The following is a 13,821-nucleotide window of genomic DNA, read 5'->3' as shown; positions in this document are numbered from 1 at the left end:
GATGGATCCGTTGAGCAACCTGTGGGAGACCTTCTTCGACTGGGACGCGATGCGCGAGGCGCTGCCCGAGATGCTGACCGTCGGGTTGCCCAACACGCTGATCCTGGCGGTCTCCGCCGCCCTGCTCGGCTCGGTGCTGGGCCTGCTGCTGGCCGTCGCCGGGATCTCCCGCAGCCGCTGGTTGCGCTGGCCGGCGCGGGTCTACACCGACGTGTTCCGGGGGCTGCCGGCGGCGGCGACGATCCTGCTGATCGGCGTCGGGCTGGCCCCGCTGGGCATGCAGGTCTGGGGGCCGGATCCCTACCCGTTGGGCATCCTGGCGCTGTCGCTGATCGCCGCCGCGTACATCGGGGAGATCTTCCGCTCGGGCATCCAGTCGGTGGAGGCGGCCCAGTTGGAGGGCGCCCGGGCGCTCGGCTTCTCCTGGTCCGACGCGATGCGGCTGGTGATCATCCCGCAGGGCATCCGGCGGGTGCTGCCGGCCTGGGTGAACCAGCTCATCGCGCTGATCAAGGACTCCAGCCTGGTCTACTTCCTCGGATTGGTGGCCAGCCAGCGGGAGCTGTTCCGGATCGGGCAGGACTACGCGGCGACCACCGGCAACGAGTCGGCGCTGCTGCTGGCGGGGCTGTTCTACCTGGCGCTGACCGTCCCGCTGACGCACGTCGTGAACTGGATCGACCGGCGGCTGCGCAACGGCCGGCCGGCCACCGCGTCGACCGAAGAGGACGACGACGACATCGCGTCGTACGCCGCGACGGAAGGAGATCGGCGATGACCACCGCCACGACGACCTCGGTCAGCCTCGACGTACGCGACGTGCACCTCGCCTTCGGACCGAACCGGGTGCTGCGCGGCGTCGACCTCTCGGTGCCGCGGGGCGCCACAGCCTGCGTCATCGGCCCGTCCGGGTCGGGAAAGTCCACCCTGCTGCGCACCATCAACCGGCTGATCGAACCGGACCGGGGCGACGTGCTGCTGGACGGGCGCAGCGTGCTGGGCGACGACCCGGACGCGCTGCGGCAGCGGGTGGGCATGGTGTTCCAGCAGTTCAACCTCTTTCCGCACATGAGCGTGCTGCGCAACGTCACGCTGGCGCTGCGCCGGCTGCGCAAGCTCGGTGCGGACGAGGCGGAGGCCGTCGCCCGGGCCCAGTTGGAGCTGGTGGGGCTGGCCGGCAAGGCGAACTCCCGGCCGGCGCAGCTCTCCGGTGGTCAACAGCAGCGGGTGGCGATCGCCCGCGCTCTGGCGCTGCGGCCCGAGGTGATGCTCTTCGACGAGGCCACCTCAGCGCTCGACCCGGAGTTGGTCAAGGGCGTCCTCGGGGTGATGGCCGACCTGTCCGCCGCCGGCATGACCATGGTGGTGGTGACCCACGAGATGGGCTTCGCCCGGCAGGTCGCCGACACCGTCGCCTTCATGGACCGGGGCGTGGTGCTGGAGGCCGGCCCACCCGAGGCGATCTTCGAACGGGCCAAGCATCCGCGGCTTCGCCGGTTCCTCGACCAGGTGCTCTGAGCCCTGGTCGGACGGCCGCCGACGATCACTCGTTGGGCCCGCGCCCCAGCAGCCGGATCTCCTCGTTGTCCAAAGCGGCCTGGAGCTCCTGGAGCACCAGGTCGTCGATCTCCCGGTTGTCGCGCAGTCGGGTGACCTCCCGCCTCTTGTGGGCGAGGACGCCGAGGCGCAGTCGGCGTTCCAACCGGCGCTCCTCGGCGGTGTTCCCGCCGCTCTCGTTGAGGTCCTCCAGATGACGCCGGTACTCGGCCTCCAGCCGACGCACCGATTCATCCTGGGCACCGACCTCCTCGGCGACCTGGGGAAGGGCGGCCAGGCCCACCTCGGTGGCCCGCCGCCGGGCGTTGCGGGCCTCGTCGACGCGTCCCGGGTCGCCGCTCAGCCCGGCCCAGCGCACCACCAACGGCAGGGTGGTGCCCTGAAGCAGCATGATCAGCACGATCACCAGCGCGGTGACGAAGATGATCAGATCGCGTTCGACCACCGGTCGACCGTCGACCATCACCGTCGGGACGGCCAGGGCAGCGGCCAGTGACACCGCGCCCCGGAAACCGGACCAGCCCGCGACGGTCCCCACCCGCCAGGCGGAGGGACCTCGGCCGTCGTCGTCCACCATCCGGCGGCGCCGCAGCCGCGCCGACTGCGCGGTGAGGTAGACGAAGAGAAGCCGGGTGCCGATCACGACCAGGGTGACCACCAGCACGATCACCAGAGCCCTCCCGGGCGAGGTGCTGGTGATCCCCCGGACCGCGCGGGGAATCTGCGTGCCGAGCAGGACGAACAACCCGCCGTTGATCAGGAAGGTGGACAGGTCCCAGAACGCGTACGCCAGCACCCGGGACCGGGCGCGGATCACCCGTGGGCCGGCGTAGGCCAGCACCAGGCCGGCGACCACCACCGCCAGCACGCCGCTGGCGTGCACCGAGTCGGCGAGCAGGAAGGCGCCGAACGGGGTCAGCACGCTGAGCGCTCCCTCGCGCAGCGGATCGTCGAGCCGTTTGCGGATCAGCACCACGGCGGCCCCGACCAGCAGACCGGCGACCACGCCGCCGACGCTGGCGCCGACGAACTCCTCGCCGATGCCCAGCACGCCCGGGTCGTCGCTGTGGCTGAGCAGACCCACGGCCACCGCGAAGACCACCAGCGCGGTGCCGTCGTTGACCAGGCTCTCCGCGTGCAGGGTGGTGAGCAGCTTCCGGGGCAGCCGCTTGGCCAGGCCGGTGACCGCGGCGGCGTCGGTCGGCGCGAGGACCGCGCCGAGCACCCAGGCGGCGGCGGGGTTCACCCCGAACGCCTGCGCGGCGAACGACACAGTGACCATGGTGAGCACCACCAGCACCACGGCGAGCAGCCCGATCACCGGCAGGTTGGCGCGGATCTCCCGCAGGCTGATGGTGAGGCTCTCCCGGTACAGGATCGCCGGCAGGAAGATCAGCAGGACCAGGTCGGGTTCCAGGGTGACCTCGGACAGCGGCGGCGCGAGCCCGAGCAGCACGCCCAACGCGATGAGCAGGACCGGCGGGGCGACCCGGTACCGGCCGCCGAGGGTGGTGCCGACGAGGACGGTGACGCCCAGCGCCACGATCAGGATGAGCGCCTCCACGCGTACCCCCTCGGACCATGGCCGACGGTGGACGCGCCGGTGGTTCCATCTGACCGCACCCGCCGGTGGGTTCCGGCGGAAACCGGCAAGTCGCCGTGGCCCCGGGTGAGGGTCAGGCGGTGGCGCGGGCGCGCGCGGTCACCGCATGGGCCGTCCGACGGTGTTCGGCTGCCTCCTCGTGCCGACCCAGCGCGGCGGCCAGGTCGGCGAGGTGCCCAGCCACCGGGCCGACGGTGAGCACCCCGCTGCCGGCGGCCAGCTCGTCGGCGGCCGGCAACAGCTCGGCGTGGACCCGGGTCATCGTGGCCCGGTCGTCGAGAGCGCGTGCCGCCCGACCGACGAGGCAGAGCCGTACCTCACGCAGCAGATCGTGCGGCCCCTCGGGAAGCGCCCGCAGGGCGGCCGCGGCGGCGTCCCGGTCGTCGGCGGCGACCAGCAGCAACGGTCGGACCCACGGCTCGTGCGGACCCCAGTCGAGGTCCGCCCAGTCGGCAGCGCCAGGTCCGGTGAACAGCCGGTCGGCAGCGCCGATGGTGTCGGCCAGCCGCAGGCCGAGCAGGGCCAGCGGGAGCAGCCCCTGGGTCAGCCCCGGCATGCCGTCGGCGCTCACCCCGTCGGCAGCCACGCGGTACGCCTGCGCCGCCGCGTCCGACTCGCCGTCGAGGGCCAGGCGCAGTGCGGCGTACCACCGGGTGAAGACGCCGACCAACGGCAACTCGTACCGCTCGGCGAGGCGGTCGGCGGCGCGCGCGTGCGCGTCGGCGGCAGGCCGGGCGGCCAGCGCACAGTTGGCCTGGACCAGAACGAGGTGGCCGAGCACCTCGAAGGTCACCAGGTGGTGCCGGGCGGCCAGCTCGACCAGTTCGACGCCGATCCGGGCCCGCGCGTCGGCCAGACCGACGCGGTGGAAGGCGTGCATGAAGCGGGCGTTGAGCGCGAAGGCCAACAGGCCGGGATCGCCGATGTCGCGGGCGATCGTCTCGGCCTCGGCGGCGGCGCGGCGGCCACGATCGGTGGTGGTGCCGCGCAGCTCCAGCGCGAGGGTGCTCAGCAGCCGGCCGCGCTGCGCCGAGCCGATCGGGCCGAGCGCGGTCAGGGCGTGTTCGGCGGCTCGGACGATGTGCCCGGAGAGCAGATCGTCGTCGTTGCGCGTCCAACTGGCGGGCACGTCAAAGCCAGCCAGCGCCTCCTGGATCAGCAGGGGGTCGCCGGTGGACTCGGCGGCGGTGATCGCCTCGGCTCGCCGTCGCCGCGCCTCGGCCAGCCGGCCCGTCACGGCCAGCGCCCGCCCCAGGCCGAGCAGCGCGGTCACCCGCCCACGCGGCTCGACCCCGCCGGCCCGGTCGTGCGCGTCGATCGCCTGGCCCCACAGGCGGGCCGCCTCGTGGGGGTTGCCGCCCCGTTCGGCCCGCTCGGCCGCCACCCGGGCGTAGGTCGACGCCTCGGCGGCGTGGACCGTCCCGCCGGCGCGCAGCAGGTGGTACGCGAGGGCCGCCGGCTCGACGGGTTCCCGCTGTCGCAGCACCTCGGCGACGGCCGCGTGCCAGGCGGCGCGGCGCGGCGCGGACAGGTCGGCGTAGAGCGTGTCGCGGACCAGGATGTGGGTGAAGCGCAGCCGCCCGTCGGACTCCCGCTCGGTGAGGAACCCGGCTGCCAGGGCCCGGTCCACGGCGTCCAGCGCTGCCGTCGGGTCACCGGCCAACGCGCCCAGCACGTCCGGGTCGAGGTCCCGGCCGAGCACTGCCGCCTGCCGCAGCACGGTACGGGTCGAGGCGGGCAGCTGCGCCAACCGGTGCCGGATCACGTCGCGTACCCCGGGCGGCACGGCGGCCAACCCCGCCTGCCCCGTGCTCGCGTAGAGCTGGGCCAGTTCGCGGACGAAGAACGGGTTACCGCCGCTGCGCTGGTGGATCGAGCGGGCGGTGGCGGGGTCCAGTTCCGTCCCTGCGATGGTGCCGGCCAGCTCGCCGGTCGCCGACGCGGGCAGGCCGGCAAGATATTCCCGGACCGGCTCCAGCCCGGCGGCGCGGGCCAGGGTGGCGGTCAGCTCCGGGCTGATCTCGGTGGCCCGGTAGGTGCCGATGATCAGCACCGGCCCGCTGGCCGGCTGCGGGCCGGTGAGCAGTGCGGTCAGCAGGTCCAGGGTGTCACCGTCGGCGCGGTGCAGGTCGTCGAGGACCAGCAGGACCGGCTCCCGGTCGGCGACCGCCGAGATCAGCGAGGCCACCGCGCGGTGTCGACGGAACCGCACGGTGGCAGGGTCAGCCGAGCCGTCGTCCGGGTCGGCGGGTCCGGCGAGCGCGTCGGTGATCTGGGTCCACGGCCACGCTGGCGGGGCCCCTTCGTACTCCGGGCTGCGCCCCCATGCCGTGGTCCAGCCCTCGGCGGCGAGCAGCCGGGTCAAGGCCTCGGCCAGCGCCGTCTTGCCGGCGCCCGGGTCGCCGCTGAGCAGGGCGAGCGTGGGCTGGCGGCGTCGGGACGCGGCCTCGGCGGCGTGCCGCAGCCGCTCCAGCTCCGCGTCTCGGCCGACGAACGGGCGCTGCTCCGCCTGAACGGGTCGGTCGGGTTCCCCGAGGCCGGGGGTGGCGGCCCGGTCGAGGGACGGGGTGAGGTGCGGCGCCTGGGCCAGGATGTCGGCTTCCAGCCGCCGCAGCTCGGGCCCCGGGTCCACGCCCAGCTCGGTCACCAGGGCGTGGCGGGCTTCCCGCAGCGCGGCCAGCGCGTCGCCCTGCCGGCCGGCACGGTACCGGGCCGTCGCGAGCAGCCGCCAGGCGTCCTCGCGCAGCGGATGGCTGGCCAGGTGTGCCGGTAGGTCCGCGGCGGCCTCGTCCGGCCGGCCCACCGCCAGGAGCGCCTCCGCCCGCCGCTCGACGGCGAGCATGCGCAGCTCGTCCAGCCGGTTGATCTCCGCGACCGCCCAGGACTCGTTGGCGCAGTCGGCGTACGCGGGCCCGCGCCAGAGCCCGAGCGCCGTGTCCAGCGCGGCCAGGGCCGGCGTGGGACGTCCGGCCGCCAGCAGCCGGGCCGCCTCGGCGACGGCCGCCTCGAACCGTCCGGCGTCCACCGCCTCCGGGGCGGCCTTCAGGGCGTACCCGGGCGGCTCGGTGACCAGGATCCGGGGTGGCTGGCGGGGCGGTCTATCGGGCTCCAGGGCCCGGCGCAGGTCGGCGACGAAGGTCCGGATCGCGCCCACCGCGCCGTCCGGTGCGACCTCCCACAGGTCGTCGACGAGACGATCCACCGGCACCACCCGACCGTGGGCGATCAACAGCCGGCCCAGCACCAGGCGCTGCCGGTGTCCCCGCAGGGGAACCGGGCCGCGTTCGGTCGCGGCGGTCACCGGCCCGAGCACGCCGAAGGTCACCGCGACGGGCGCCGTCAGCTGCCTGGTCATGGCACCAATCTAGGCCCGTGGTCCGGCCGGCACTGATCCGACGCTGACCGGCTGCTGATCACCGCCGGGCAGGCTCGACGAGGTACGACGGCGACGGGCCACCGCCCCCCGCCGGCACTGCTCACCAGGAAGGTTCCCCGTGGACCCGAAGATCAACGGATTCGACTACCGACGCGTCACAGTCGCCGACGGGGTGACGCTCAACGCCGCCGTGGGCGGTTCCGGGCCGGCGATCGTGCTGTTGCACGGCTTTCCGCAGACCCACCTCATGTGGCGGCACGTCGCCGCCGATCTGGCCGCCGACCACACGATCATCTGCCCCGACCTGCGCGGCTACGGCGACAGCGACAAGCCCCTCGACACCGACGGTGCCGGGTACGCCAAGCGCACCATGGCCGCCGACATCGTGGCGCTGGCCGGCGCGCTCGGTCACGACCGGTTCGCGTTGGCCGGGCACGACCGGGGCGCCCTGGTCGCGTTCCGCGCCGGCCTCGACCATCCGGCGGCGATCAGTCACCTGGCCCTGCTCGACGTGCTACCCACCCTGGACATGTGGGACGTGCTGCACGGCGCCAGCGCTGCTGTGGCATTTCACCTCTATCTGATGGCGCAGCCGCCCGGCCTGCCGGAAGAGCTGATCGCCGGCAGCCCGGACGCCTTCTTCGGTCACTTCCTGGACGTCTGGACCCGTGATCCGGGCGCCCTGCCGGCGGAGGTGCGGGCCGCGTACCTGCGCGCGTCCCGCGACGCCGTTCCCTCGATCGTCGCCGATTATCGGGCGTCCGCCGGCATCGACGTGACCCACGACGCCGCTGACCGGACGGCCGGCAACCAGCTGCGGATGCCGGTGACGGTGCTCCAGCAGGACTGGGGCGCGGCGCTGGGCTACGACGCGGCGGCGGTGTGGCGGGCCTGGGCACCGGACCTGGACCACCAGACGGTCACCTGCGGACACTTCATGGCGGAGGAGGCCCCGGCCGAGGTGCTCCGGGCGCTGCGCACCCTGCTCGCCCGTTGATCGATCGGCGACTCGGCCGCCACTGTCACCCTGGGCGACATATCCGACACTTTTCGTCATCGGGTGGCCCGTGCGGCCGGGTCGCCGCACTTGATCGCTGAGCGGGTTCGGCGACTCAACCCCGGCCACGGAGGCGTTCGGCGAGTTCGCGCACCGCCGCCCGGAACTCGGGGTCGGTCTCGCCCGGATGGTGCCCCCGTAGCGGCGGCGCAGACCGCTCCCCCGGCGCCGGCAGCAGGTCCGGTGGGTCCCGCAACCGCCGGTCGACCTGGCCCGCCGGATCGACCGGGTCCGGGGGTGGATCGCCGGGGCGGTGTGCGGCGAAGACCCAGCCGCCGACCGGGTCGGTGTCCCGCCAGAGGTTGAGCCACCGCCACTCGACCCGCTCCCCCACCTCACGCAGCACCTTCTCGTTGAGGTAGGCCGGGAAGAGCCGGGCGTACAGGCGGTCCAGCGGTGATCCGTAGGTGAGCAGCGCGACCCGTTGACGGACGCGCGGGGGCAGCCGCAGCACCGCGAGAGCGAGCAGCGCGGACCCGTGGCTGTGCCCACAGAGCAACACCCCGACGTGCCGCTCGGCCAGTTGGCTGATCCGGTCGGCCAGTTCCGGCACCGCGCGGTCGGCGTAGCTCGGCGGGGCGAACGGGTGCGCGGCCCGGGGCCAGAAGGTGCCCAGGTCCCACAGGATGCCGACGTGCCGGCGGAACCACGCGGTCCGATAGGCGAACACACCGCCGGCCAACAGCGTGAGCAGCAACGCGGCGAGGAGAAAGCTGCCCGCGCTGAGCCCCATCTGGACGGCGCCGGCCGGCAGCCCGAGCAGTTGCCGGGTCAGCTCCTCCGGTTCACGCCCGGTACGCCCCACCAGACTGGTGGACAGTCCGACCACCGCGAGCGCCGCGTACGTGGCGGCCAGCAGACCCAACCATTCGGTGAACCGCGCCCGGGCGACGGTCTTCGTCGCCAGCCGCAGCCGACCGACCGCCTCCGGCGGCACGACCGGGAAGTCACGGGTGGTGATCGCCGCCGCCGCACGCCGCCGGCGCCGCCGCGACACGACGGTCAACGCGCCACACAGCAGCACCGCCGCGACCACGTGCAGGAAGAAGGCCAGCAGCGTCCAGCGATACGGCAACGGTGGCCCACCGTCACCGCGGTAGCCACCGAGCAGTTCCCCTGTCTGGTAGACGAGGCCGGCGGAGAGCGCGCCGGTCAGGCCGACCGCGAGGGCGGCGAGGACCGCCGCGCCCAGGCCACCCGGCAGCGCGGACCGGCCGCCCACCCGACCGCGCTGCCACAGCACCACAACGCTGAGCAGCACCAGCAATATCATCTGGCCGAACAGCGCCCCGCCCGCGATCCCGTCGTAGCCGGGAAGCCCGGTCGCCGACGACCAGTCGCGCCGGTCGCTCGCCACGGTGACGAGGGTCGCCGCGGTCAGGACGGCCGCCACCGCGCCCGCCGTGCGGGCGGTCCAGGTGGCCGTTCGCGCGGTCGCCGCCCGGTCGATCATTCCCGGAGCGGCGAGCAGACCGACGCAGGCCAGCAGCACCGCCGCATTGAGCGCCAGCAGCAGCGTCGTGGAGAACGTCGCGCCGCTGGCACGACGGGCCGTGAGCAGCACGACATTGAGTACGGCGAGCGCGGCGGCCACGTGGATCGCGCGCAGCCGGTGCACCAGCGGCTCCACGGCCCACAGTGGGTTGTCGGCCGGGCCGGACCGACGGGTGCCGAGGAGACGCAGGACCGCTATGGCGGCGATCGGCAGGAGCGCCAGCACGGCCAGCCGGTGCCCGGCGTGCCGGCCGTCGAGCCCGGCCATGGTGTCGAAGGGCGGGCGGCAGCGGGCCGTACCGAGACACTGCCAGGCGAGCAGGTCGAGGGCGACTCCGGCGATGGACACCACGTACAGCACTGTGAGGTTGAGCGCGAGGAGCCGACACAGCACGCTGACCGCGGCGGCGCGGCGGCGGCCGGTGGGGCGCATCCACACGGCCACGTTGCTGAGCATGAACGGCAGCAGGAAGACCATGGCGAGGGTCCGGCCGACAGTGCCCGAGGGCAGGTCACCCCAGCGGTACGCCTCCAACGTCACCCCGTCCGGGCCGACGCCGTCCGACCGGGCGGCGCGATGGAAGCCCCCGCTGCCGTCCCCGGCGACCTGCCGGACCTGCGCCTGGTCGAGGATGACCGTGGGGTCTGCCCCGGAGACGCCGTGCACCCGCAACTCCACCACGTCGTGTCGTCGCGGTTGATTGCCGTGCTGCCGGCTTCCCTCAGGCATCAGCGGAGCTACCCGTGTCGTCGCTGGTAGAGGCCCCGCTCTCGCCGGTCTGGCGGACGAACCGCCGCAGTCCCGGCATCGCGTCGAACAGGACGATCAGCAGCAGCACCCCGGCGACGACGGCGCTGTTGACAAGTTGCGGAGACCGCACGGTGGCCAGGCCGCCCACGATGATGGCCGGCACACCGACCAGGCGCACCCAGGGCCACCTGCCGTCGACCACCGCCGCGAGCACGATCCGGGCGCTCAGGAACAGCGCGGGGCCGATGACGCCAACGGTCGTCTGCCCCGTGTTGTGTTCTCCCGGATGGCCGATCGTCATCTCCATGGCCACCGAGGTGGCCAGCACACCGGCGATCATGATGAGGTGCAGGTAGCCCGCCATCAGCGTCAACTTGCTGCCGGGCGGGCCCTCTGCCTCGATTCTGGCGCCGAGCCGCCCGCCGGCGGGCACCAGATAGAGCCGGGCGAGGGCCACCGCGGTCACGAACGCCAGGACGAAGGCCACCGTGCTGTCCTGGTCCAGGCCGGAGCCGGTATAGGTGAAGCCGGCGATCAGGATCAGCTCACCCAGGGCGATGATGAAGATCTGTTGGTACCGCTCGGAGAGGTGTCTTCCGTTCACCTGGAGTTCCGGCCAGGTACTGCGTCCGAGCCGCGGGAAAGGCCAGCGCAGCCGGGCCAGGGAGTACTCCAGCACGAGGGCGAGCGCCCAGAGCACCTCCCGGGCCGGGGCCACGGCTGCCCCGACCACCCAGAGCACGCCGGAGATCGCGAACCAGATCGCCACCCGCAGGCTCCGCACCTGGAGCGGGTGCCCCCGCAGGGCGGGGATCAGGATCGCCGCCCGACCCAGGTGGATGGCAACGTAGGCGATGGCGAACACCATGGCGTGCTGGTCGAACGCTGTGGGTACGGCCGCGGCCATCAGCAGGCCGCCGAACATCGTCCAGAGCAGCAGGGTGACGATCAGCGGGGCCCGGGGATCGAACCAGTCCGCCGACCAGGCGGTCACGAACCACACCCACCAGATCGCCGCCAACATCAGCAGCACCTGGAAGCCGCCGTTGAGGGTGGGGTCGTCCAGCAGCGCCCGGGACAACCGGGTCAGCGCGAAGATGAACGCCAGGTCGAAGAAGAGCTCCAGGAACGACGTCTTGCCCGGGTTCTCCCGCCGGAGCAGCAGCTCTCCCGCCATCGCCATCCTTCCCCGGCCCGCAGCTGCCACCGCCGCCCCAGTCGTACCACCCGGACTGCCGGGTCCGGGTCGGTTCCGCCGAGCCGGGCCGCCGTGGTCAGCGGCCGGCGGGGACGCCGCGCTGGGAGGTCAGCTCGGACGCCACGGTCCAGAGCCGCTCGGCGTTGCCCGGGTCGACCGCGTACGCGGCCACGCCGCTGTAGTCGGCGGGCCGCTCGGTGACGACCGGGGCCTCGGCGCAGTCCTCGAAGTAGCGACCGCCGACGCCGTCCAGCAACGGGGATGCCGCGAGCAGCACCGAGGTCGCCGCGCCCTGTTGCGGGGTCTTGTGCATCTCCTTCGGCGACTTCAGCCCACCGGTGTGCTTCTGCAACCCGGTGGCGATCGCGCCCGGGTTCAGCGCGTTGGAGTAGATGCCCTCGCCGGCCCAGCGGCGGGTGGCTTCCACGGCGAGCAGGGCCTCGGCGCTCTTGGACTGCCCGTAGGCCAGCAGCGGGTCGTACGGCCGGAACGCGAAGTGCAGGTCGTCGAAGATCACCGGGGAGAAGAGGTTGCCGCTGGAGCTGACCGACACCACCCGAGCGCCGCCGGCCGCGGCGAGGGCGTCGTGCAGGCCGACGGTCAACGCGAAGTGCCCCATGAAGTTGGTGGCGAACTGCATCTCCCAGCCCTCGGCGGTGCGCTCCAGCTCGGGCAGCGCCATGATCCCCGCGTTGTTGACCAGGATGTGCAGCGGCTGGTCCCAGCCGGCGACGAACTGGCGTACCGAATCCTGGTTGGCCAGGTCCAGCTCGCGGACGGTGACCCGCTGCGCGCCGATGCTGGCCGCGATGTCGGCGGCGGCCTGCTCACCGGCCGCGACCCGGCGGACCCCGAGCACGACCTCGGCACCGGCGGCGGCGAGCGAACGGGCCGTCTCGATGCCGATACCGGCGGCACCGCCGGTGATGATGGCCCGCTTGCCGCTCAGGTCCACCCCGGCTATGACCTCGTCGGCGGTCGAGGCGAATCCGAAGGGGGTCGTGATGCGCTCTGTCATTGCTGTCCCGTCTCTCGATCACGCTTACCCCGACACTGTCACCCTGGTGGCGGGTGCTAGCCGGTTCCCTGTTTTTCCTGGTAGTGGCAGGACCAGGCTGGGCGGTCGGTGGCGGCTCCTACGATGGGCGGGTGAGCACGGCCGGCCCGCTGGGCGAATACCTGCGTGCCCGGCGCGAGCTGATCGGGCCGGGTGACGTCGGCTTGCCCGCGCACGGCCGTCGGCGGGTGCCCGGCCTGCGGCGCGAGGAGGCGGCCCTGCTCGCGGGCATCAGTGCCGACTACTACCTGCGGTTGGAGCAGGGGCGTGACCGGCACCCGTCGACGCAGGTGGTCGAGGCCCTGGCCCGCGCGTTGAGGCTGGACGCGGACGCCGCGGCACACCTGCACGGCCTGGCCCGGCCGGTGCCTTCCCGCCGGGCGGCGCGACCGTCGGAGCGGGTGTCGGTGGGCATCCGGCAGTTGGTCGGTTCGTGGGCTGAGACGCCCGCCTTCGTGCACGGTCGACACCTGGACGTGCTCTTCGCCAACCCGGCCGCGACCGCACTGGCGCCGATCTTCACCGCCGGGGTGAACCTGCTGCGCGCGGTCTTCCTGGACCCGAGCGTGCCGGCGCTCTACCCGGCTCTGACGGCGGTCGCGGCCAACGCGGTGGCTGGCCTGCGCGCACAGGTCGGCCCCGACGTGGACGACCCCCGCCTCATCGAGCTGGTGGAGGAGCTGACGGCCGGCAGCGAACGGTTTCGGCGGTTGTGGGCCCGGCACGACGTCACCGCCCGTGCCGGCGGTGGCGTGCGGGTGTTCCAGCACCCGGAGCTGGGCGAGTTGGCGCTGCGCTACGAGAAGCTCACGATCAGCGGCACCACCCAGTCGCTGGTCGTCTATCACGCCGAGCCGGGCAGCCCGTCGGCGCGCTCGCTGGCCCGGCTGGCTCGACGGGCGGCACCACGCTAGCGTCGCCGGATCCCCCGACCGAGGCCGGCTACCGGTCGGCCGCCCGCTCGGCGACCACCACCGAGATCCCGTCGAGAACGCGTTGCAGACCGAACTCGAACGCGTACTCCGGGCCGTACGCGGCACCGTGCTGCTGGCCGGCCGCGGTGCCGACCCGCGACGCGATCGGGTAGGCACCGGGCTTCAGGAAGGTCTCCAGCCAGGGCGCGTGCGACTGCCACCACTGACCGTCGGTCATGCCGGTCTCGCGCTCCAGGTCGACCACCTCGGAGGCGGCCCGGGCGGCGCTCTTCACGTGACCGAGCACCAGGGTGAGCACCGCGTCGACCTCGACGTCGGTGAGCCCGATGTCGACGATCGCGCCCAGCTCGTAGTCGTACTTGGCCATCAGGTGCGGGCCGAGCACCGGTCGGGTCGTCTCGGCCCGCAGCATCCAGGGATGCCGCTGGTAGAGCGCCAGATTGTCGCGGGCGATCCGCTCCAGCCGGGTCCGCCAGTCGCCCTCGACGGCGGGGCGCGGCATCTCGCCGTACGCGGTGTCGATCATGACGGCTACGAGTTCGGCCTTGCCCGGCACGTAGGTGTAGACCGACATCGTGCCGACCCCCAGCGCCTCACCGACCCGGCGCATGGTCAGCGCGTCGAGCCCCTCGGCGTCGGCGATGTCGATCGCGACCCGGACGATCCGGTCGACGCTGAGCGCCGGACCGGCGCTGCGGCTGGTCGGCTCCCGGGTGCGCCAGAGAAGGGCCAGGCTGCGGGCCGGGTCCGCGGTCGCCTTGCGCTCACTCGCCATGGTGCGGCCATCCTAACA

Annotated in this window: 10 protein-coding genes; 4 read left to right on the top strand and 6 right to left on the bottom strand. The window is 73.4% G+C overall.

Annotated elements, in window-relative coordinates; translation table 11 throughout:
* The first annotated feature begins 1 nt into the window (after window position 1).
* Window positions 2-778 carry an amino acid ABC transporter permease gene (locus ACQRWP_RS04605; RefSeq protein ID WP_430500959.1) on the top strand — a complete coding sequence of 259 codons (777 nt, stop codon included), beginning with the start codon at window positions 2-4 and terminating at the stop codon, window positions 776-778.
* Window positions 775-1,518 (top strand): amino acid ABC transporter ATP-binding protein, encoded by a 744-nt coding sequence (locus ACQRWP_RS04600; protein WP_430500958.1) that lies wholly within the window; start codon window positions 775-777, stop codon window positions 1,516-1,518. The genes ACQRWP_RS04605 and ACQRWP_RS04600 overlap by 4 nt, the downstream gene beginning before the upstream one ends.
* 25 nt (window positions 1,519-1,543) lie before the next feature.
* On the opposite strand, the gene ACQRWP_RS04595 is transcribed toward ACQRWP_RS04600, so the two are convergent.
* Together ACQRWP_RS04595 and ACQRWP_RS04590 are read right to left on the bottom strand one after the other, a co-directional pair.
* Window positions 1,544-3,121, bottom strand: a complete 1,578-nt coding sequence (locus tag ACQRWP_RS04595) for a Na+/H+ antiporter (protein WP_430500957.1) — start codon at window positions 3,119-3,121, stop codon at window positions 1,544-1,546.
* Between the two features lie 112 nt (window positions 3,122-3,233).
* On the bottom strand, window positions 3,234-6,515 hold the full coding sequence (locus tag ACQRWP_RS04590) for a BTAD domain-containing putative transcriptional regulator (protein ID WP_430500956.1): 3,282 nt from the start codon (window positions 6,513-6,515) through the stop codon (window positions 3,234-3,236).
* A gap of 139 nt (window positions 6,516-6,654) precedes the next feature.
* Between ACQRWP_RS04590 and ACQRWP_RS04585 the strand changes: the two genes are divergently transcribed.
* Window positions 6,655-7,533 (top strand): alpha/beta fold hydrolase, encoded by an 879-nt coding sequence (locus ACQRWP_RS04585; protein ID WP_430500955.1) that lies wholly within the window; start codon window positions 6,655-6,657, stop codon window positions 7,531-7,533.
* A gap of 115 nt (window positions 7,534-7,648) precedes the next feature.
* Here ACQRWP_RS04585 and ACQRWP_RS04580 read toward each other — a convergent pair whose 3' ends face one another.
* The 3 genes from ACQRWP_RS04580 to ACQRWP_RS04570 all read right to left on the bottom strand — a co-directional run bounded on the left by ACQRWP_RS04580 (window position 7,649) and on the right by ACQRWP_RS04570 (window position 12,054).
* Entirely contained in the window at window positions 7,649-9,817 is a 2,169-nt protein-coding gene (locus tag ACQRWP_RS04580; protein WP_430500954.1) for a hypothetical protein, read from the bottom strand.
* Window positions 9,810-11,015 (bottom strand): low temperature requirement protein A, encoded by a 1,206-nt coding sequence (locus tag ACQRWP_RS04575; RefSeq protein ID WP_430500953.1) that lies wholly within the window; start codon window positions 11,013-11,015, stop codon window positions 9,810-9,812. Before ACQRWP_RS04575 ends, ACQRWP_RS04580 begins: the two co-directional genes overlap by 8 nt.
* Window positions 11,016-11,112: 97 nt before the next feature.
* Window positions 11,113-12,054, bottom strand: coding sequence for an SDR family NAD(P)-dependent oxidoreductase (locus ACQRWP_RS04570; protein WP_430500952.1), 942 nt, complete (start codon window positions 12,052-12,054; stop codon window positions 11,113-11,115).
* 131 nt (window positions 12,055-12,185) lie between these two features.
* Between ACQRWP_RS04570 and ACQRWP_RS04565 the strand changes: the two genes are divergently transcribed.
* Complete coding sequence (locus ACQRWP_RS04565) at window positions 12,186-13,007, top strand: helix-turn-helix transcriptional regulator (RefSeq protein ID WP_430500951.1); 822 nt, start codon at window positions 12,186-12,188, stop codon at window positions 13,005-13,007.
* 28 nt (window positions 13,008-13,035) lie between these two features.
* Here the strand turns inward: ACQRWP_RS04565 and ACQRWP_RS04560 are convergent, their stop codons facing one another.
* Window positions 13,036-13,803 carry a TetR/AcrR family transcriptional regulator gene (locus ACQRWP_RS04560; RefSeq protein WP_430500950.1) on the bottom strand — a complete coding sequence of 256 codons (768 nt, stop codon included), beginning with the start codon at window positions 13,801-13,803 and terminating at the stop codon, window positions 13,036-13,038.
* Between the last annotated feature and the right edge of the window lie 18 nt (window positions 13,804-13,821).

Origin of the sequence: Micromonospora trifolii, assembly GCF_050516465.1 — a bacterium.
GTDB classification, from domain to species: Bacteria; Actinomycetota; Actinomycetes; order Mycobacteriales; family Micromonosporaceae; genus Micromonospora; species Micromonospora trifolii.
Note: the sequence above shows the minus strand (reverse complement) of the source record. Positions and strands in the feature narration are given on the sequence as shown.

What these genes read in the sequence shown, in the direction of transcription:
- ACQRWP_RS04605 (WP_430500959.1), top strand. Translation starts at nt 2, where the DNA reads ATGGATCCGTTGAGCAACCTGTGGGAGACCTTCTTCGACTGGGACGCG.
- ACQRWP_RS04600 (WP_430500958.1), top strand. Translation starts at nt 775, where the DNA reads ATGACCACCGCCACGACGACCTCGGTCAGCCTCGACGTACGCGACGTG.
- ACQRWP_RS04590 (WP_430500956.1), bottom strand. Translation starts at nt 6,515, where the DNA reads ATGACCAGGCAGCTGACGGCGCCCGTCGCGGTGACCTTCGGCGTGCTC.
- ACQRWP_RS04580 (WP_430500954.1), bottom strand. Translation starts at nt 9,817, where the DNA reads ATGCCTGAGGGAAGCCGGCAGCACGGCAATCAACCGCGACGACACGAC.
- ACQRWP_RS04575 (WP_430500953.1), bottom strand. Translation starts at nt 11,015, where the DNA reads ATGGCGGGAGAGCTGCTGCTCCGGCGGGAGAACCCGGGCAAGACGTCG.
- ACQRWP_RS04570 (WP_430500952.1), bottom strand. Translation starts at nt 12,054, where the DNA reads ATGACAGAGCGCATCACGACCCCCTTCGGATTCGCCTCGACCGCCGAC.
- ACQRWP_RS04560 (WP_430500950.1), bottom strand. Translation starts at nt 13,803, where the DNA reads ATGGCGAGTGAGCGCAAGGCGACCGCGGACCCGGCCCGCAGCCTGGCC.